The sequence below is a fragment of the Pseudotabrizicola sediminis genome (genome assembly GCF_004745575.1).
In the GTDB taxonomy this organism is placed as follows: Bacteria; Pseudomonadota; Alphaproteobacteria; order Rhodobacterales; family Rhodobacteraceae; genus Pseudotabrizicola; species Pseudotabrizicola sediminis.
Genome location: NZ_RPEM01000004.1, coordinates 129534 through 146924, shown reverse-complemented (window position 1 = coordinate 146924; position 17391 = coordinate 129534). Strand labels below are relative to the sequence as shown.

Genomic DNA, 17391 nt, shown 5'->3' with positions numbered 1-17391 from the left:
ATGAAGGTCGCCCTCGTGGGCATCGGCAAGATCGCGGTCGATCAGCATGTGCCCGCGCTTGCCGCCAGCCCGGACTGGGAGCTTGCGGCGACGGTGTCGCGGTCGGGCACGGTCGACGGGGTCGAAGCGTTCACCGACATCGCGAGCATGCTGGCGGCGCGGCCTGACATTGGGATGGTGTCGCTCGCCCTGCCACCCGTGCCGCGTTACGCCTATGCCCAAGCCGCGTTGCGGGCTGGGCGCCATGTGATGCTGGAAAAACCGCCGGGGGCGACCTTGGCGGAAATCCATGCGCTGCAAGACCTTGCAGCGGCCCATGGCGTCACACTTTATGCCACATGGCACAGCCGCATGGCGCATGCGGTCGCCCCCGCCAAGGCCTGGCTTTCGGACAAGACCATCACTCGCGCCCATATCACCTGGCGCGAGGATGTGCGCAAATGGCACCCGGGGCAGGACTGGGTGTTCGAGCCGGGCGGCATGGGCGTGTTCGACCCCGGCATAAATGCGCTGTCGATCCTGACCGAGATTCTGCCTGCGCCTGTGCATCTGCAAGCGGCAGAGCTGGAGTTTCCCGCCAACCGCCAGACCCCGATCGCCGCCCGACTGACCTTCACCGGCAATGTTACCGCTGATTTCGATTGGCGGCAAACCGGGCCGCAAACCTGGGACATCGAGATTGAGACCACCGCGGGCCGCATGGCCCTGCGGATGGGCGGCAATGTGCTGGAGCTCGACGGCCAGCCGTCACAGGGGGAAAATACGATTATGGACGAATACCCCGCGCTTTATGCCCGCATGGCCGATCTTGTGGTTCAAGGGCAGTCTGAGGTTGACCTTGCCCCGATGGTGCATGTGGCCGACGCCATGACCCTTGGCAAACGCATCGTGACTGACCATTTCAACTTCTGACCCCATCATCTGTTCTTAAATATCCCACGGGGGTCCGGGGGGGTGAAACCCCTCGTTCCGCCGGCAAACAATCGGAGACTGACATGCTGACAGGCAAGCACCTTATCGCGGGCGACTGGGTTTCGGGGGCGACCACCTTCGCCTCTGCCCCGGCCCATGGCCCATCGCATGACTTCGCCGTGGGCACGCCCGCGCTGGTGGCGCAGGCAGTGGAAGCGGCCGAAGCTGCCTTCCCGTCCTTTGCAGCCACCTCACGCGAAGACCGTGCCCGGTTTCTGGACGCGATTGCCGATGAGATTGATGCGCGTGGCGATGCCATCACCGAAGTCGGTACGCAGGAAACCGGGCTGCCTGCCGCACGCCTTCAGGGTGAACGGGGGCGCACAACCGGCCAACTGCGGCTGTTCGCGTCGCATATCCGCGACGGCACCTATCTGGACCGCCGCCATGACGCTGCACTGCCTGACCGCCAGCCCCTGCCGCGCCCGGACCTGAAGATGATCCAGCGCCCGATCGGCCCGGTGGCGGTGTTCGGCGCGTCGAACTTTCCGCTGGCGTTTTCGGTCGCGGGCGGTGACACCGCCAGTGCCTTGGCGGCTGGCTGCCCGGTGGTGGTCAAGGGCCATTCGGCCCATCCAGGCACCGGCGAGATTGTGGCGCAGGCCATTGATGCGGCGCGTAAGTCCTGCAACCTGCATCCGGGCGTGTTCAGTCTGGTACAGGGCGGCAAGCGCGATGTCGGAGAGGCGCTGGTGAAGCACCCGCTGATCCGTGCCGTGGGCTTTACCGGCTCGCTCGGCGGGGGCCGTGCGCTGTATGATCTGTGCGTCGCGCGTCCCGATCCGATCCCGTTCTTTGGCGAGCTGGGCAGTGTGAACCCGATGTTCCTGCTGCTCGCTGCCATGGCCGCGCGGGGAGAGGCGCTTGCCAAGGGTTGGGCGGGCAGCCTGACCATGGGCGCAGGGCAGTTTTGCACGAATCCCGGCATTGCCGTGGTGATCGACGGGCCGGATGCCGATGCCTTTGCGACCGCCGCTGCCGCCGCATTGGAGCCGGTGGCCGCGCAGACCATGCTGACCGATGGCATGGCTGACGCCTACCGCTCGGGCCGTGACCGGGTGGCGGGGGCCACCGGCGTGCGCGCCTTGCTTGCCACGCAAAGCCAGGCGCGCACCGCGACGCCGAACCTGTTCGAGGTGTCTGGCACCGACTGGCTGGCCGATCACATGCTGGCCGAAGAGGTGTTCGGCCCGCTAGGCCTGATTATCCGGGTGAAGGATGCTGCCGAAATGGCAAACATTGCCGCCAGCCTGCAGGGCCAGCTGACCTGTACCCTGCATCTGGACGGTGGCGACACCGATCTGGGGCGAACGCTGCTGCCAATCCTTGAGCGCAAGGCGGGACGCGTGCTGGCCAACGGCTTTCCTACCGGGGTCGAGGTGGCCGATACCATGGTGCATGGCGGGCCGTACCCGGCCAGCACCAACTTTGGGGCCACATCGGTCGGCACCCTGTCGATCCGCCGCTGGCTGCGCCCGGTCTGCTATCAGAACCTGCCGGACGCCCTGTTGCCGGACGACCTGCGCTAAGGGCGGGACACAGGCACCACGTCAGCCGAAGGGTGTCGCCTGCCTGCGTCGGCCGGTGCATTCTGGCGCACCTTGCGCCCCCGTTGATGCGCTGACCGATGTGGTCCGCGAGAAGCGGGCGGCAGCGGCGTGATCATCGCCGCTGCCACTTTGGCGACAGCTTTTCGATACGGCGCTTTGCCGAGGTGATCGCTGTTCCGGCACGGCTTGCGCCACGGACACGCAATTCGCTTTCCGCCCCCACCGGCTTTGCTATCATTGGCTGCATGAAAGAACTGACGCTCAGGCAGATGGAAGTGGTGCGCGCGGTGATGATTGCGGGCTCCATTCAGGGGGCCGCAAATCTGTTGCATGTCTCTGCCCCCAGGATCAGCCGGTTGAGCAAGTACACCGAAGACGGACTGGGCTTTCGCCTGTTCGATCGGCGGGCAGGAGTGTTTGTGCCCGCGCCCGAAGCGCATGCGATTTTTGCGATGCTGAATCAGGTCTAACATCAGGTTGAAAATCTGAATGCGGCCGTGTCTTCGGTGCAGAAGGGGCAAAACTTTGCATTGTCCTTTGCTTCGGCCCCGTCGATTGCGCAATTCATAGCGGCGCGTGCCATCCGGTCGATCCGCGCGCGCTTTCCCGATCTGATGATTGATCTGGACATCCTCAAGATCGAGGAGACGCTGGACTATCTGCTGCTGGAGCGTGGCGAGGTGGTGTTCATGTCGTCCCCGGTTGAAAACTCGGCACTGGAGTCGACGGCTTTGGTGAAGGGCCGCATCGTGGCCATTCTGCCAGAGGGGCATGAGCTTGCCGCAAAGGATAGGGTTTCGGTGCATGATCTGATGCGGTTCCCGTTCATCGGCGTTGATCCTGATGATCCTTATGGCGACACATTGGCGCGACCGTTTCGGGACGCGGGTCTCACGCCGCATCACGCGATCCGGGGACGATTCGCGCAGACCATGGTCAGTCTTGTGCGGCATGGGCTGGGGGTTGCGGCGATAGACGAGTTTTCTGTGGCCGAGGTGTACATGCCCGGGCTGGTCCGCAGGCCCTTGTTGGAAACGGCGGAAATCACCGTCTATGTGGTGCAAAAGCGTGGGCGCCATCTGTCGAGCTTTGCAGAGTTTACCATTGACCGGTTTAGGCATGAACTGACGGAAGCGACATTGCGATCACAATGGGATCCGCCTGCCCGGACATAACATCATGTTACGATATCGGTTATATCGATATTTGCTGTTAGCCTCAGGTCGGGCAATAGTAACCACGTACGCGCCGATGAGTGTCTCGGGTCAGGAAGGCTGTGGATGTTGCCGCGGGGGATACTGTCCACTGTCTTTGGTGATATTTGTGCCGGTGATCCTGATTTTCGTTTCAAGAACCCCGCTATGGGGAATGTTTTTCCGCAAGAGGACTGCATGAGCGACCCGATCCATCTGGGCCTGATCGGCGACAACATCGCCAAATCGCAATCTCCTCGGCTGCATCGTCTGGCCGGGGCGCAGAACGGGCGGAGGGTGATATATGATCAGTTGGTACCGGCAGAACGGGGCCTGCCGTTCGACGCGCTGTTCGAATGGGTGCGCGACAATGGCTATCGCGGAGTCAATGTCACCTATCCTTACAAAGAGCGCGCGGCGGCCAAGGTGACGGTCGATGATCCGCTGGTGCGTGGGATCGGTGCGGTGAATACTGTGGTGTTTGCTGAGGGCGGGCCGCATGGCTTCAACACCGATTATTCGGGGTTCATCGCGGCATATCGCCGGGTGCGCGGAACGGCTGCGCCCGGCCCGGTGCTGATGATCGGCGCGGGGGGCGTGGGCAAGGCGGTGGCCTTCGGGCTGGTGGCACTTGGTCTGACCGAGATCCGCATTGCCGACCGCGATCTGCCCAAGGCGCAGGCCCTGGCCGAGGCTTTGGCTGCCGCGAGTCCCGGTCTTACGACCCGGACTGGCACCGATGCTGCGGCCATGGCGGCCGGGGTCAGCGGCATTATCAACTGCACGCCTGTGGGCATGGTCGGATATGATGGCACACCTTTGCCGAGCGAAAATCTTTCCGGTGCGGAATGGGTCTTTGATGCGGTCTACACCCCGGTGGATACCCAGTTCCTGCAAGACGCGATGACCGCCGGTTTGCAGGTGATCTCAGGCTATGAGCTGTTCTTTGGTCAGGGCGTCGATGCCTGGGCCATCTTCACCGGGCTGCTGTTGGACGAGGCACAAATGCGCCGCGAGCTGGCTGAAGGAAAAGACGTGTCATGAAGACTTCGATCGCCACGGTTTCCATCTCGGGCGGGTTTGCCGAAAAGCTGGCCGCCATTGCAGGCGCGGGCTTTGACGGCATTGAAATTTTTGAGCAGGACTTCATCGCGTCTGACTTTACCCCGGCAGAAGTGGGAACGATGGTGCGCGATCACGGGCTGACCATCACTCTGTTCCAGCCCTTCCGCGATTTTGAAGGCCTGCCAGAGCCGCTGCGCAGCCGGGCCTTTGCCGCGCCGCGCGCAAGTTTGATCTGATGAACCAGCTGGGCACCGATCTGGTGCTGGTTTGTTCCTTGGTGCATCCGGCGGCGATGGGGGGCATCGACCGCATGGCGCAGGATTTTTACGATGTGGGCGACCTGGCGGCCCGTCATGGCGTTCGCGTGGGGTTCGAGGCGCTGGCTTGGGGCCGTCATGTCAACGATCACCGCGACGCGTGGGAGGTGGTGCGCCGTGCCGATCATGCCCATGTCGGGCTGATCCTTGACAGCTTTCACACGCTGGGCCGCAAGATCGACCCGGACACCATCCGCCGCATTCCCGGCGACAAGATCTTTTTCGTGCAATTGGCCGATGCGCCTGCCATCGAAATGGACCTGCTGTATTGGTCGCGCCACTTTCGCAACATTCCGAGTGAAGGCGATCTGGATGTCACCGGCTTCATGCGCGCGGTGACGGCGACGGGCTATGCAGGCCCGATCAGTCTTGAGATCTTCAACGATCAGTTCCGCGCGGGTGTGCCGCGTCTTGTGGCGACTGACGGCCGCCGCAGCCTGATCTCGCTGATGGACAGTGTGCGCCGTACGGACCCTAGTCTGACGGTGGATCTGCCGCCCTTTCCTGCATCCGCCGCCGTACAGCGATCGAGTTTCTGGAATTTGCCACTTCGGCTGCCGAGGCCCCGGCGCTTGAATCCTTGCTGAAAGCAACCGGATTCACGCAGACCGGCACGCATGTCTCGCGTCCGGTGACCCTTTGGCGGCAGGGCGCAATCAACATTCTGGTCAATACCGATGCCGAAGGCTTTTCGCGCACATCCTACGTCGCGCATGGCACCACGGTGTCAGAAGTGGCGCTGATGGTGCCGGATGCGCGTGCCGCTTATGCCCGGGCCCTCGCGCTGTTGGCGCAAGACCATGATCAGCCCGCACGGGCTGGTGAGCTGGACATTCCGGCGATCCGCGGGGTGGGTGGCAGCATGATCCGCTTGCTGGATCCTGCATCTGACCTCGCCCGGATCTGGGAGATGGATTTCCGCACCAAAGGCCCGGGCTCCGGTGCCGGACTGCTCGGGATTGATCACCTTGGCCAGACCATGGCCTATGATGAGATGCTGTCCTGGGCGCTGTATTACACGTCAATCTTTGGCGCGACCAAGGCCCCAATGGTTGATGTGGCAGACCCCGATGGTCTAGTGCGCAGCCAGGCGGTGCAGTCCGGCGGCCTGCGCGTCACGCTGAACGGGGCCGAGGCGCGCCGCACGTTGGCGGGCCGGTTTGTCGAAGACACCTTTGGCGCATCGGTGCAGCACATCGCCTTTGGCACCGCTGATATCTTTGCCACGGCGGTAGATCTTGCAAGCCGGGGCTTTCCGGTGCTGGAGATCGGCGCGAATTACTATGAGGATGTCGAGGCGCGGTTTGGGCTTGATCCCGCGCTCGTCGCCCGGATGAAGGCCGCGAACGTTCTCTATGATGAAGACGCGGGCGGGCAGTTCTTTCAGCTGTATTCCGCGTCACGTTCCGATGGGCTGTTTTTTGAGATTGTGCAGCGGCAGAGCAATTATCTGGGCTATGGCGCGCCGAATGCCCCGTTCCGCATCGCCGCCCAAAAGCGCAATACGCGGCCATCGGGGATGCCCCGGGCTTAGGGTTGGCGGGCGCAAATGCGCCTGCGCTGCACCCGGTTTGAAAGGGAGTTTCCATGACTGATCTGACCACCAGGGCCATGACCACCCGACGCTGACATGGCACAAGCCCTGGGCTACTTGAAAGAGTCCGCGTCGCAGACCGCCGGACCCTATGTACACATTGGCCTTGCGCCGGGGACGGCAGGGTTTGCCAAGGTGTCGCTGTCCGGGGCGGCAGGCACATTGTCCGCCATGGGGGAGTTGGGGCCGCAGGTGCGTGCGGCGCTCGCGCGCGAGTTGGCACTGGCCGATCCTGGCCACAGCTGGCACAGCGACCGCAGCGCGCCGGGCCAGCTTGCCGGTTTCGCTGCCGGTCTGGCAGGAAGTCTGGGCAAGCTGGGCGAAGATGTGCTGGCCCTGTCGCAATCGGGCTTGGGTGAGGTGGGCTTTCGTGGCGGATCGGGGGCGTCTTCGACCATGCCGCAAAAGCAGAACCCGGTGGCGGCTTCGGCGCTGGTTGCCTTGGCGCGGCAGGTGATCGGCTTGGCCGGACTGGTGCAGGGCGCGGCGCTGCACCGGCAGCAACGCGATGGTGCCGCGTGGTTCAGCGAATGGCTGAACTTGCCGCACCTGTGCATAAGCACCAGCCGGAAGCTGTCACTGGCGAATGAAATTGCGGAAAGCCTTGTGCCGGATGGCGCGGCCATGTCCCGGCTGCTGGATGACAGTCAAGGTCTGATCCATGCCGAGGCGCTGACCTTTGCCTTGGCCGAGCAGATGCCCCGCCCAGAGGCGATGGCTGCGGTGAAAGAGATGTGCCGCGAGGCGCAGGCGTCGCAACCCCCCCCCCCTGACCGAGCTTGCGAGGCTGCGGTTTCCGGGCACCGATTGGGCAGAGCGGTTGGCCTCAGGTGGGCCGGGTCAGGCACCGGTTGAGACGATGGCCTTTGTCGCGCGGGTGTGGGCGAGCTGATCTGTGATCATGGGGCCATTGGTTGCCCCAGCCAAAGAGGGAACCTTTCAAACAGTGACGCGTTAAGAGCGCACGCAACCCGCCTCAAAGGCGCATTCTTCTGAAGGTTATCATGAACGGAATTATCTACATTGTCGGCCTCGTCGTTGTTGTCCTTGTGATCCTTTCCTTCTTCGGTCTGCGCTGATTGCGCGGACACGCGGCAAAGCAAAGACTGGACCCACCCTGTGAATCAGGCTTGAGCTCCTGGGTGGTTGGTGCTTTGGCGGGTGTCCGTTTGATTCAGTAGAGCAATAAATGCGGAACGGCATCGCGGCCGCTGGGCCTTATCTGTGCATAATCCGCAACAGGCTCGGCCCGTTGCCAAGATCTGCCAGTATCGGACAGTCTGGCCTGTGATCGCCGCAGCATGCATCTGCAAGGTGCTGAAGGGTCTCTTTCATCGCCTGCATCTCGGCGATCTTGCGCTCCAGCCCGTCGATCTGGTCTTGAGCCAGACGCTTGACGTCGGCGCTGTGCCGCGACCGGTCCCGCCAAAGCGCCAGCAACTCGGCGATCCTTTCGACCGGGAAGCCCAGATCGCGTGACCGGCGGATAAAGCGCAGCATCTGCACGTCGCTGTCCGAATACACCCGGTATCCCGCGCCGGTCCGTCCCGGCGCCGGGATCAGGCCGGTGGATTCGTAATAGCGGATCATCTTTGCCGACACGCCCGAGGCTTTGGCGGCGTCACCGATGTTCATGGCTTTGCTCCTTCAGACACAACAGGGGGATAGCGGCGCAGGCGCAGCGCATTGCCAAGCACAAAGACCGACGACAGCGCCATCGCACCCGCCGCAAAGACCGGCGACAGCAGGATGCCGAATCCGGGCCACAGCACCCCCGCCGCCACCGGGATCAGCGCCGCGTTATAGGCGAAGGCCCAGAATAGGTTCTGCCGGATGTTGCGCATCGTGGCCTTTGACAGCGCGATGGCGTCGGGCACTGCCGTCAGCCGCCCGGTCATAAGCACCACATCCGCCGCCTCGATCGCGATGTCGGTGCCGGTGCCCACGGCAAGCCCCACATCCGCCGCCGCCAGTGCCGGGGCATCGTTGATGCCGTCGCCGACATAGGCCAGCGGCCCCAGCGCCCGCAACCGTTCGACCGCCGCCACCTTGCCATCTGGGAGCACCTCGGCCACCACCTCGTCAATCCCCAGCTGTCGCGCGATCGCCTGCGCGGTGCGGGCGTTGTCGCCCGTGATCATCGCCACCTTCAGGCCAAGCGCATGCAGCGCGCGAATGGCTTGCGGCGTGCTGTCCTTTATCGGGTCGGCCACGGCCAGAATTGCGGCCAGTTTTCCGTTGATGGCTGCGTAAAGCGGCGACTTGCCTTCATCCGCCAACTGCGCCGCGACCCCGGCAAAGGGCGCCACATCCAGACCCAGCTGTGCCATATAGCGGTCAGCCCCGATCTCTACCCGCTGGCCCCCGGCCAGCGCCAAAACGCCATAACCGGTGACTGAGGCAAAGCCGCTGACTTCTGGCAGTGTCAGGCCCTCTTCCTCTGCCGCCGCAGCGATGGCGCGGGCAATCGGGTGTTCCGACTTTGCCTCTACCGCCGCGACCGCCGCCAGCACCGGTGCACGCGCGAACCCTACGGCAAGATGCAGGTCGGTCAGGCGGGGTTTGCCCATCGTCAGGGTCCCGGTCTTGTCAAAGGCCACGACACGCACATCCTGAAGGGCCTGCAAGGCCTCGCCCTTGCGGAACAGCACCCCCAGTTCCGCACCCCGCCCGGTGCCGACCATGATCGAGGTCGGCGTGGCAAGCCCCATCGCACAGGGGCAGGCAATGATCAGGACGGCCACGGCATTGACCAGACCAAAGGTCAGCGCAGGATCGGGGCCAAAGATCAGCCAGACCGCAAAGGTCAGTGCGGCCAGTGCCATGACGGCGGGCACGAACCACATTGTCACCCGGTCGACCAGGGCCTGAATTGGCAATTTGCCCCCCTGCGCCGCTTCGACCATGCGGATGATCTGCGCCAGCATCGTCGCCTCGCCCACCGCCGTGGCGCGGAAGGTGAATGCGCCGGTCTGGTTGACGGTGCCGCCGGTGACCGCGCTGCCGGAGGTCTTTTCCACGGGCACAGGTTCCCCCGAGATCATGCTTTCGTCGATCCAGCTTTGGCCTTCGGTCACCGCACCATCCACCGGCACCCGCTCGCCGGGGCGTATGTCGACAAGGTCTCCGGGCCGCACCTCGGCAATCGGTACCTCACGCAGCGCGCCATCGCGGATTACGCGCGCAGTCTTGGCCTGCAATCCCACAAGCCGCTTGATCGCTTCCGAGGTACGCCCCTTGGCGCGAGATTCCAGATACCGGCCCAGAAGGATCAGGGTCACGATCACCGCCGCCGCCTCGTAATACACGTTCACCGTACCGGCTGGCAGCAGGCCGGGGGCAAAGGTGGCCACCAGCGAATAGCCATAGGCAGCAGAGGTGCCGACGGCGACAAGGCTGTTCATGTCCGGCGCAAACCGGGCCAGCGCGGGAAAGCCCTTGGCATAGAACCGCCGGCCGGGGCCAAGCAGAACTGCCGAAGTCAGCGCGAACTGCAGATACCAGCTGGCCTGCATGCCGATGGTGTTCATCACCGCCATGTGTACCGCCATGAACAGGTGTGAGCCCATTTCGAGGACGAAGACCGGCAAGGACAGCGCTGCCGCAATCCACAGATCGCGCTTCAACGCGGCTTCCTCGGCCAGCTTGCGAGCTGATGCCTCGTCTGACCCGGCAGAGGCTGGCACTGCCTGCCGTGCGTCATAGCCTGCGGTCTCGATGGCGCGGATCAGGGCGGTCGCATCTGCCTGCCCTGTCACATGCGCCCGTTCCGTCGCAAGGTTGACACTGGCCTCAGTCACGCCGGGCACGGCTTTCAGCGCGCGTTCCACCCGGGCGACGCAGGAGGCACACGTCATCCCCTCAATCACAAGATCAACCGGGGCAGAGGCCACATCGTAGCCCACATCCTCCACCGCCTTCACCAGCGCCGCGCGGTCCAGATCGGTGCCCGCAATCTCGGCCCGCTCGGTCGCCAGATTGACCGAGGCCGCCTTGACCCCCGGAACCGCCCGCAACGCACGCTCCACCCGCCCGACGCAGGAGGCGCAGGTCATGCCTTCGACATCGAGGACGATCCTTGCCGCGTCGCCACCCGGAGGCACCATGTTTTTTGGGCTGATTGTCATGGCGGATCACCTTTGCTGCCTCGTTCCGCTGTGTCAGATAGGCCTTCCCATGATGGTAAGGTCAAGCGCTTTGGCAAAAGAATGCAATCACGGCCATGTGCTCTTGACCTTACCACCGTTGGAAGCCCTATCTGTAATTGCGTGAGGCGACATCCAGAAAGAGCTACTCATGCAGTTCCATATCGAAACCATGACCTGCGGCGGTTGCGTGCGCAGCGTGACCAAGGTCATCCAGTCTGTCGATCCCACGGCCGAAGTTGCGGCAGACCCGGCGACCCGCAAGGTTGACGTAACCTCCACTGCCCCGCGTGAAAAACTGGCAGCCGTGCTGGCCGACGCCGGCTTTGCGCCTGCGTAACGGATAACAAAAAGGAAGATGATGATGAAAAAGCGCAACCTCGCCGTGATTGCAGGTGCAATTGCCATTGTGGGCGGGCTGGCACTCGCCCAGACATCCACCATGGAAGGGATGGACCATTCTGCGATGGGCCACTCTGGCATGGCCGGGATGGAGGGCATGGGCATGATGAACCACGCCAGCATGATCCCGCCCGAACTGGCTGACAACCCTGCGGTACAGGCCTATGCGGCAGCGATGGACGTGATGATGGCGGATATGATGATCCCCTACACCGGGGATGCAGATGTTGACTTCATCAAAGGTATGATCCCGCATCACGAAGCTGCGGTGGCCATGGCGCGGGTGCAGTTGGAATTCGGCACAGACCCCGAAATACGTGCTTTGTCCGAAGCTGTTATCGCGGCGCAGGAAACCGAGATCGCACAAATGAACGCCTGGCTTGCGGCCCGCGGTCTCTGAGTGCCATCAGCACGGGCGGGTGCGCGTTGCGCTCGCCCGTGCGCCGAAAGGGCATGTCTGGCACGCGGGGTGCGGGTGTTTTAAACCCCGATCATCGTCGACATGTATTGCCCGAACGGCGTGTTCAACGCCGCAGCAAACAAGCCAGTCAGCACAACCATGCGGCCCGAAAACCGCGTGCTCTCGCCCCTGACCAGCGAATAGGCCATCACACCCGCCCCAAGCGGTGCCCAGACCATGATGAGCGAGGCATTCAGCGCATGCGTGGTGAGGCGCAGCGGCGTGCTGAGCCGCGGGGAGGGCGCTTCAGGCTCTACATAGTTGAATGCGCTGCGGACACGGGCAAATTCGACATCGTGCGAGACAGACAAAGAGGGTTCGTCCACGATCCTGGGGAACGGACCTGAAGAACTGGCTGACGTGGTAAAATAAGCTCCGCCCCGCGCGCGTGCGGTGGCTGCCCGCGTCCGTGCTCCGGTTCTTCCCGATCTGGCGAAAGAGGCGCGTATGGGGTGTTGTGAGGTGTTCGGACCTTCGCCCCGATGTGCGCGCAACACTTCAGCGCTTTTGGCGGGATGCAGCATCCCGGATGCCCCTGCCAAGGAAACGTTATCAAGTGCCGGACTGCCGGGTGGTTCCGGCAGGGATGGCACTGCGGCGATCCGACGAGCTTGCAGACGGTGCGCGACGGGTTCGGTTTGCCGATGTTGCATGGTGGTCACCCCGGGATACCGTCGTTGCAGGTGGTCAATCACGCTGGCACAGGTTTTCTCGCAGACTGTGCCGAGACCGGGGTCTGATCCGTTTGGCGACAATTCAACCGCGACCGTAAGGCATGTCAAAGAGTCACCGTTGCAGTCATCTGTCCTCAACAAGATCCGGACTCCGGAAACGTTGAAAACTGCAGTGGCTGCACCCTCCCACCCGAACGACACATTTGTGCCGTCCAGTTGCGACAAAGTGTGATGCAGATCTTCCGCAACCTGCACGAAATCCCACGGCTGCGCGTCCGCGTACACCACCCGAGCCGTCCTGCCGAACATTGATTTGTTCACCGTCCCACTCCAATAGGTTGCCTAGCCTGACACTGTAGGCAAATCTGGAAACAAATGTGGCGATCTCGTGCAATGAATCATGGATATTGCCACTATTCCGCCATGTTTCAGCACGCCCCCGCCAACACCGGGCGGAGTCGGGCATTTGGCGATTGACCCCCGGACCAGAAAATGTTTGTCAGGCTCGCCACCCGTCCGTTTGGAACTTTCGAAAGAAGTGTCATGGTCACAACGGCTGCCACGCTGAGTCCCCTGCTTTGGGAACAAAAGAACCTGAGGCGCGCCGTCCAAGCGGCTGGTGTCACGCTGTGGTCTTGGAATGTCGACACCGACGCGCTGGCCATGGACGACGCCGCCTACGATCTGTGGGGGGTGGCGCGGAGCACGGACGTTACATTCGAAGACCTGTCCGCCCATATCCACCCGGCAGACCGTGATCGGGTGCGGGCCGCGTTCAATGCTACACGGGCGATCATCGGACCTTACGAGATCGACTTCCGAATTATGATCGGCGACGAGTTGCGGTGGATTTCAGCGCGCGGTCAGGGTGACGATGAAGGCATCGTCCAGCGGATCATGTTTGGTATCTTTCTGGATGTGACCGGACGCAAACAAGCCGAAGAGGGGCGCGAGTTGCTTGCGGGCGAGATGAGCCACCGCGTCAAGAACCTCCTGAGCATTGCTTCCGGACTGACATCCATCACATCGCGGTCAACCTCGACCACCAAGGACATGGCGCGTGAACTGACCCAGCGGCTGACAGCGCTTGGCCGCGCGCATGATCTGGTGCGCCCGCTGCCCGGTCAGACTGCAACGGCTTCGGCCTTGCTTGGCGATTTGCTGACCGTTCTGCTAGCTCCCTATGATGATCTGGGGGCCTTCAGCGGGCGGATCCGGGTTTCGGTACCCCGCATGCGGGTCGGGGATTCCTCGACCACCATCCTGGCGATGATCATCCACGAACTGGCCACAAACTCATTGAAGTACGGTGCCTTGTCGGTCGAGAATGGGCTGCTGGACGTGTCCTGTTCTGCGCGGGATGAAGCGGTGACCATCATGTGGACCGAACGCGGGGGGCCAGTTGTCACGCAGCCCACACAACCGCCGGGCTACGGCAGCCGGTTGATAGAACGCAGCGTGACTGGGCATCTGGGCGGGGCCATATCCTATCATTGGGCACCCGAGGGCCTGGTGGTGACGCTGAATGTCAGTCCGGATCGCCTCGCGCAGTAAGGGACGCAGTTGATCGGTTCCGAACCGTGTTTCAGACAGCGCGGGCCTTGATCTCATCAGGATAGGGAATATCCAGCCGGATGTTGAAATGCGGCGCACTTCCTATCGTGACCGCACCCCTCCACTTTTGCTCGATCAGCGCCTGAACCAGCTTTGACCCGAACCCCGTGCCTTGCGACGCCGCAGGCACGGAAGACCCGGGATCGCTCCAGTCAAAGCTGAACATCCGCGTCCCTTCGTTGTCGGCGCGGTACGCCCAATTGAGATAGATGACGCCGTCAGTCCGTCCCAAGGTGCCGTATTTCATCGAATTCGTGGCCAACTCGTGCAGGACAAGGCCCATGTCGAAACACAGGTCCGGATGCAGCAGGACATCCCTGCCAGAGGCGACAATCCGGTCGCCAAACGGCTTCAGAGCCTCGGTGACCAGTTCGGCGAAGCGGGTAGAGCTCCACCCTCCACGCGACACGATGTAATTGGACCGGGCAAGCGCGCTGAGCCGTTCGCTGAACGAATGCCGGGCGGCCTTTGGATCGGTGGCGTTGTTCAGGGTCTGACCGGCGATACTGTTCACCAGTTGCAGCATGTTGCCTGCACGGTGGGCCATTTCGCGCACCAGCAGGGTCTGATGCGTCATCGCCGCCACCTGCCGCGCCGCGCCTGCAACGATGTTGGCCAGTGACAACAGAAAGTCGGCGTCGGTCAGGTCGAAGTCTCGCAACGCGCGCGCATGGATGCCGAACACGCCAAAAGGCCGGATGCCGGACCCCGGAATGATGACCGAAATCCCGCTGATCACCCCGTGGTCATGCAAGAGTTGCGGACCATCGAACCTTGTTTCGCTGCGCAGATCGCTGACCAGTACGGGGCTGTCGGACATCAGCGTGAACCCCGCCTGCGATTCACGTTCGATGCCAACCTTGCCGTGTCCGACCAACCCGTCCTGCCAGCCGATACCTGACCGCAGGACAAGATGATCTGCCGTATCGGAAAACTGCAGGATTTTGGTCAGCGGAACCTTCAGAACATCGGCTGCAAGCTGCACGGCACGGTCCATGACCTTTTGCAGATCAGGCTGGTTCAGAGCAAAGGACCCAAAGCTGGCGATGGCAGACTGCTGTTCAAGACGGCGCTTGAGTTGTTGCTCGCTTCGGATACGGGCAGACACATCGAAACAGATACCCGTCAGGTAGCGTGTCCCGTCCGGTGCCACCACGACCCCACCCGAGGCTTCGACCCAGACATCGGGCGCATCGGGGCGCGGCGCGCTTCGGTAGACCGCTCGATAGGGCTTGCCCGTGTCGATGCTTGATTTGATGTGCTGCCAAACATGTTCGGCGTCATCGGGATGCAGATCATTCTGAAAACTGGCCAGCGTCCCGTCAAACGACCCTGCGGGAAGTGCGTGCACCGTTTCCAGATTTCGCGTCCATTCAAGAGCGTTGCTGTTGATTTTCCAGCGCCAGACCCCGGCACCTCCCAGACGCAGGCCTTCGGACAAAGCATCGCCGTCCGTCAGAAAGACGGGCGCAGATGCTTCAACGGTGGGGTCTGCTGCCATGATATCGACACTGCCTTCTTTGGGGGCCACCAGCCAGCTTTGTCACGCCGCGCGCAGCTGAATTCCATGCTTAGCGGCCATGCCCCGCGCGTCAACCTTGTCCTGCCGAACGCATGGGTCTTCCATTCGGCGTGACGCATGCGGACAACATTCACCTCCGGGCGCGCGCCCAATGCGCCCGGAAAGGGCTTTAGCCCTGCCTGTGTTGCGCAAAGAACCGCAGCATCTCGCGTGAGGCATCGGGGCCTGTCGGGTCGGTATAGCTGCCACCCGCTTGCCCGCCGGACCAGGCATGGCCTGCGCCGTCAATCTCCCAATGCTCGGCAATGCTGCGCCCCGTCTTGTCGTCATGGCGCGTGTGGCGATAGCTGCGCCCACCATCCGACGTACCAGAGCTGCGTACCTTTTTCAGCCCCTTGTGTGGCTTGATGGCCTGCGCGATCACCGCCGTGCCGTTGTCCGGGTGCACCGTGCTGTCGGCAAGACCATGGAGCACGATCGTCGGAACCGCATTGGCTTGCTTTTTGCCAGCTGAACCGCTGCGCATTGCGGAAAACGCCGACATCATGTCCTGCGCCCCCCCAACGGGCAAGCCGGAATGCACCCCGACAGCTGCGACCAGGTCGGGATAGGCGGCCCCCATGATCGCTGCCGCCGCCCCGCCCGCCGACAGGCCGGCGACATAGACCCGGCCCGCATCCGCCGGATGGTCGCGCAGGATGTCGCGGATGATACCCGCAAGCACGGCAGGTTCCCCGCGGTCGCGCTCCTGATCATCTGGGCGGAACCAGTTCCAGCATTTCTGTGCATTCGCACCCTGCGGCTGGGCAGGCCACGCGACCAGATACCCCGCCTCTTCGGCCAGTGCATTCATGTCAGTCCCGGTCGCGAAATCTTCGGGCGACTGGGTACAGCCGTGCAGCATCACGATCAGCGGCATCGGCGTCTTGGTCTTTTTCGCAGGTACGTAGAGCAGGTAGTCGCGGCTGCCTTGCGTGCCGGTGTGGGACAGCAACAAAAGCTGCGCGCCCTCTGGCACATCAGGCGGCGCGGACTGCGCGTTTCCCATCTGCGGCATTCCGCCCATCGCAATGGTGCGCAGGGTTTCGCTCAGGCTTTTGCCGCGGCTGCGCGCGGCGCGTTTGGGAGCCGGTTTGGCAGCGGGCTTGGGCGCTGCCTCACCGACAGGGGTAAAGGTGCCCTCGATCACGTCCTTGTCGGCGAGGTTGGCCTGTCCGCTGCCCTCGCCCGGCGGATCGGCGGGCGCGGCATTGCCGTGCATCAGCGACTGGATGAGCGCCGTCGCCTCGGTCAGCTTGCCGGACCTTGTCAGCGCCGAGGCGCGGGACATGCCGCGCATGAAGGATTTTGTCATGGTGTTGCCTTTGGGGTTAAGTCTCAGGTGATGCGGTCGGCAAGGGCTGCCTTGACCGCAGCAGGGGCGTGGAGTGTGCCCAGAATTGACAGGGCGGAAATCGTGTCGTGCGCCAGATCGGCAGTGACATCCGGGGCGACGACGACCAGACCCAGAACACGGATATCCAGCATCTGACCCGCCGCCTGTGCCGTGACCAGTTCGTCGCGGGTGATGTGCCGCAACCCGAGATCGACGCTTTTGCGGATAACAATCTGGCGGACGGTATCCGCATGACGCTCGATCTGATTGCGGATCGCGGTGCGGATAAAGTCGCTGCGGTTGGAGTAGAATCCTTCCTGCACCAGAAGTTCGATCTGCCCCAGATCGATAAAGCCCAGATTGATCGTGATCTTCTCGGACTCCGGCGTTTTTGTCGGGGTCTGTATTGCAGTAGGTCCGTCCATAGGTCATCCATATGCCATCCATGTGGATGGTATATGGATGCCGGTACCCTTGCACACAAGTCTTGCGTGCAAGGCTTTTGATG

The 17391-nt window shown here is 62.8% G+C and carries 15 protein-coding genes and 2 pseudogenes; 11 read left to right on the top strand and 6 right to left on the bottom strand.

Features of this window, described 5'->3' with window-relative positions; translation table 11 throughout:
- The 8 genes and pseudogenes from EEB11_RS07570 (at nt 1) to EEB11_RS07545 (ending at nt 7546) form a co-directional block, all read left to right on the top strand.
- Nucleotides 1–912: a Gfo/Idh/MocA family protein gene (locus tag EEB11_RS07570; RefSeq protein ID WP_135430165.1), complete on the top strand. Its 912-nt coding sequence runs from the start codon at nt 1–3 to the stop codon at nt 910–912.
- A gap of 83 nt (nt 913–995) precedes the next feature.
- Complete coding sequence (locus EEB11_RS07565; RefSeq protein WP_135429886.1) at nt 996–2501, top strand: aldehyde dehydrogenase (NADP(+)); 1506 nt, start codon at nt 996–998, stop codon at nt 2499–2501.
- A 98-nt stretch (nt 2502–2599) separates the two neighbouring features.
- Nucleotides 2600–2992, top strand: a complete 393-nt coding sequence (locus EEB11_RS19955; protein WP_245298808.1) for a LysR family transcriptional regulator — start codon at nt 2600–2602, stop codon at nt 2990–2992.
- Between the two features lie 60 nt (nt 2993–3052).
- Nucleotides 3053–3697, top strand: a complete 645-nt coding sequence (locus tag EEB11_RS07560) for a LysR substrate-binding domain-containing protein (RefSeq protein ID WP_245298807.1) — start codon at nt 3053–3055, stop codon at nt 3695–3697.
- A 216-nt stretch (nt 3698–3913) separates the two neighbouring features.
- Nucleotides 3914–4759: a shikimate dehydrogenase family protein gene (locus EEB11_RS07555; RefSeq protein ID WP_135429884.1), complete on the top strand. Its 846-nt coding sequence runs from the start codon at nt 3914–3916 to the stop codon at nt 4757–4759.
- Nucleotides 4756–6631, top strand: a pseudogene (locus EEB11_RS07550) (bifunctional sugar phosphate isomerase/epimerase/4-hydroxyphenylpyruvate dioxygenase family protein). The gene EEB11_RS07555 and the pseudogene EEB11_RS07550 overlap by 4 nt, the downstream one beginning before the upstream one ends.
- A gap of 96 nt (nt 6632–6727) precedes the next feature.
- Nucleotides 6728–6820, top strand: a pseudogene (locus EEB11_RS19950) (protocatechuate 3,4-dioxygenase subunit alpha); the annotation flags it as partial.
- A 42-nt stretch (nt 6821–6862) separates the two neighbouring features.
- Nucleotides 6863–7546 carry a lyase family protein gene (locus tag EEB11_RS07545; protein WP_245298824.1) on the top strand — a complete coding sequence of 228 codons (684 nt, stop codon included), beginning with the start codon at nt 6863–6865 and terminating at the stop codon, nt 7544–7546.
- A 363-nt stretch (nt 7547–7909) separates the two neighbouring features.
- Here the strand turns inward: EEB11_RS07545 and cueR are convergent, their stop codons facing one another.
- Nucleotides 7910–8326: a Cu(I)-responsive transcriptional regulator gene (gene cueR, locus EEB11_RS07540; RefSeq protein WP_135429880.1), complete on the bottom strand. Its 417-nt coding sequence runs from the start codon at nt 8324–8326 to the stop codon at nt 7910–7912.
- Nucleotides 8323–10818, bottom strand: coding sequence for a heavy metal translocating P-type ATPase (locus EEB11_RS07535; RefSeq protein ID WP_245298806.1), 2496 nt, complete (start codon nt 10816–10818; stop codon nt 8323–8325). The genes cueR and EEB11_RS07535 overlap by 4 nt, the downstream gene beginning before the upstream one ends.
- Nucleotides 10819–10987: 169 nt before the next feature.
- Between EEB11_RS07535 and EEB11_RS07530 the strand changes: the two genes are divergently transcribed.
- Nucleotides 10988–11176 (top strand): heavy-metal-associated domain-containing protein, encoded by a 189-nt coding sequence (locus EEB11_RS07530; RefSeq protein ID WP_135429878.1) that lies wholly within the window; start codon nt 10988–10990, stop codon nt 11174–11176.
- 21 nt (nt 11177–11197) lie between these two features.
- Nucleotides 11198–11638: a CopM family metallochaperone gene (copM, locus tag EEB11_RS07525; protein WP_435531099.1), complete on the top strand. Its 441-nt coding sequence runs from the start codon at nt 11198–11200 to the stop codon at nt 11636–11638.
- An 80-nt stretch (nt 11639–11718) separates the two neighbouring features.
- Here the strand turns inward: copM and EEB11_RS07520 are convergent, their stop codons facing one another.
- Nucleotides 11719–12024, bottom strand: coding sequence for a hypothetical protein (locus EEB11_RS07520; RefSeq protein ID WP_135429874.1), 306 nt, complete (start codon nt 12022–12024; stop codon nt 11719–11721).
- An 891-nt stretch (nt 12025–12915) separates the two neighbouring features.
- Between EEB11_RS07520 and EEB11_RS07515 the strand changes: the two genes are divergently transcribed.
- Entirely contained in the window at nt 12916–13926 is a 1011-nt protein-coding gene (locus EEB11_RS07515) for a sensor histidine kinase (RefSeq protein WP_135429872.1), read from the top strand.
- 31 nt (nt 13927–13957) lie between these two features.
- Here EEB11_RS07515 and EEB11_RS07510 read toward each other — a convergent pair whose 3' ends face one another.
- From EEB11_RS07510 to EEB11_RS07500, 3 genes are all read right to left on the bottom strand, one after another.
- Nucleotides 13958–15487 (bottom strand): sensor histidine kinase, encoded by a 1530-nt coding sequence (locus EEB11_RS07510; protein WP_135429870.1) that lies wholly within the window; start codon nt 15485–15487, stop codon nt 13958–13960.
- Nucleotides 15488–15677: 190 nt separating this feature from the next.
- The gene (locus tag EEB11_RS07505) at nt 15678–16862 is read right to left on the bottom strand and encodes an extracellular catalytic domain type 1 short-chain-length polyhydroxyalkanoate depolymerase (protein ID WP_135429868.1); all 1185 of its coding nucleotides are present in this window, start codon (nt 16860–16862) and stop codon (nt 15678–15680) included.
- 23 nt (nt 16863–16885) lie between these two features.
- On the bottom strand, nt 16886–17308 hold the full coding sequence (locus tag EEB11_RS07500; protein WP_135429866.1) for a CopG family transcriptional regulator: 423 nt from the start codon (nt 17306–17308) through the stop codon (nt 16886–16888).
- Nucleotides 17309–17391 lie beyond the last annotated feature (83 nt).

Bases quoted from the DNA above. Each gene is read 5' to 3' on its own strand.
- EEB11_RS07570 (WP_135430165.1), top strand. From the start codon at position 1: ATGAAGGTCGCCCTCGTGGGCATCGGCAAGATCGCGGTCGATCAGCAT.
- EEB11_RS07565 (WP_135429886.1), top strand. From the start codon at position 996: ATGCTGACAGGCAAGCACCTTATCGCGGGCGACTGGGTTTCGGGGGCG.
- EEB11_RS19955 (WP_245298808.1), top strand. From the start codon at position 2,600: ATGTGGTCCGCGAGAAGCGGGCGGCAGCGGCGTGATCATCGCCGCTGC.
- EEB11_RS07555 (WP_135429884.1), top strand. From the start codon at position 3,914: ATGAGCGACCCGATCCATCTGGGCCTGATCGGCGACAACATCGCCAAA.
- EEB11_RS07545 (WP_245298824.1), top strand. From the start codon at position 6,863: ATGGGGGAGTTGGGGCCGCAGGTGCGTGCGGCGCTCGCGCGCGAGTTG.
- cueR (WP_135429880.1), bottom strand. From the start codon at position 8,326: ATGAACATCGGTGACGCCGCCAAAGCCTCGGGCGTGTCGGCAAAGATG.
- EEB11_RS07535 (WP_245298806.1), bottom strand. From the start codon at position 10,818: ATGACAATCAGCCCAAAAAACATGGTGCCTCCGGGTGGCGACGCGGCA.
- EEB11_RS07530 (WP_135429878.1), top strand. From the start codon at position 10,988: ATGCAGTTCCATATCGAAACCATGACCTGCGGCGGTTGCGTGCGCAGC.
- copM (WP_435531099.1), top strand. From the start codon at position 11,198: ATGATGAAAAAGCGCAACCTCGCCGTGATTGCAGGTGCAATTGCCATT.
- EEB11_RS07515 (WP_135429872.1), top strand. From the start codon at position 12,916: ATGGTCACAACGGCTGCCACGCTGAGTCCCCTGCTTTGGGAACAAAAG.
- EEB11_RS07510 (WP_135429870.1), bottom strand. From the start codon at position 15,487: ATGGCAGCAGACCCCACCGTTGAAGCATCTGCGCCCGTCTTTCTGACG.
- EEB11_RS07505 (WP_135429868.1), bottom strand. From the start codon at position 16,862: ATGACAAAATCCTTCATGCGCGGCATGTCCCGCGCCTCGGCGCTGACA.
- EEB11_RS07500 (WP_135429866.1), bottom strand. From the start codon at position 17,308: ATGGACGGACCTACTGCAATACAGACCCCGACAAAAACGCCGGAGTCC.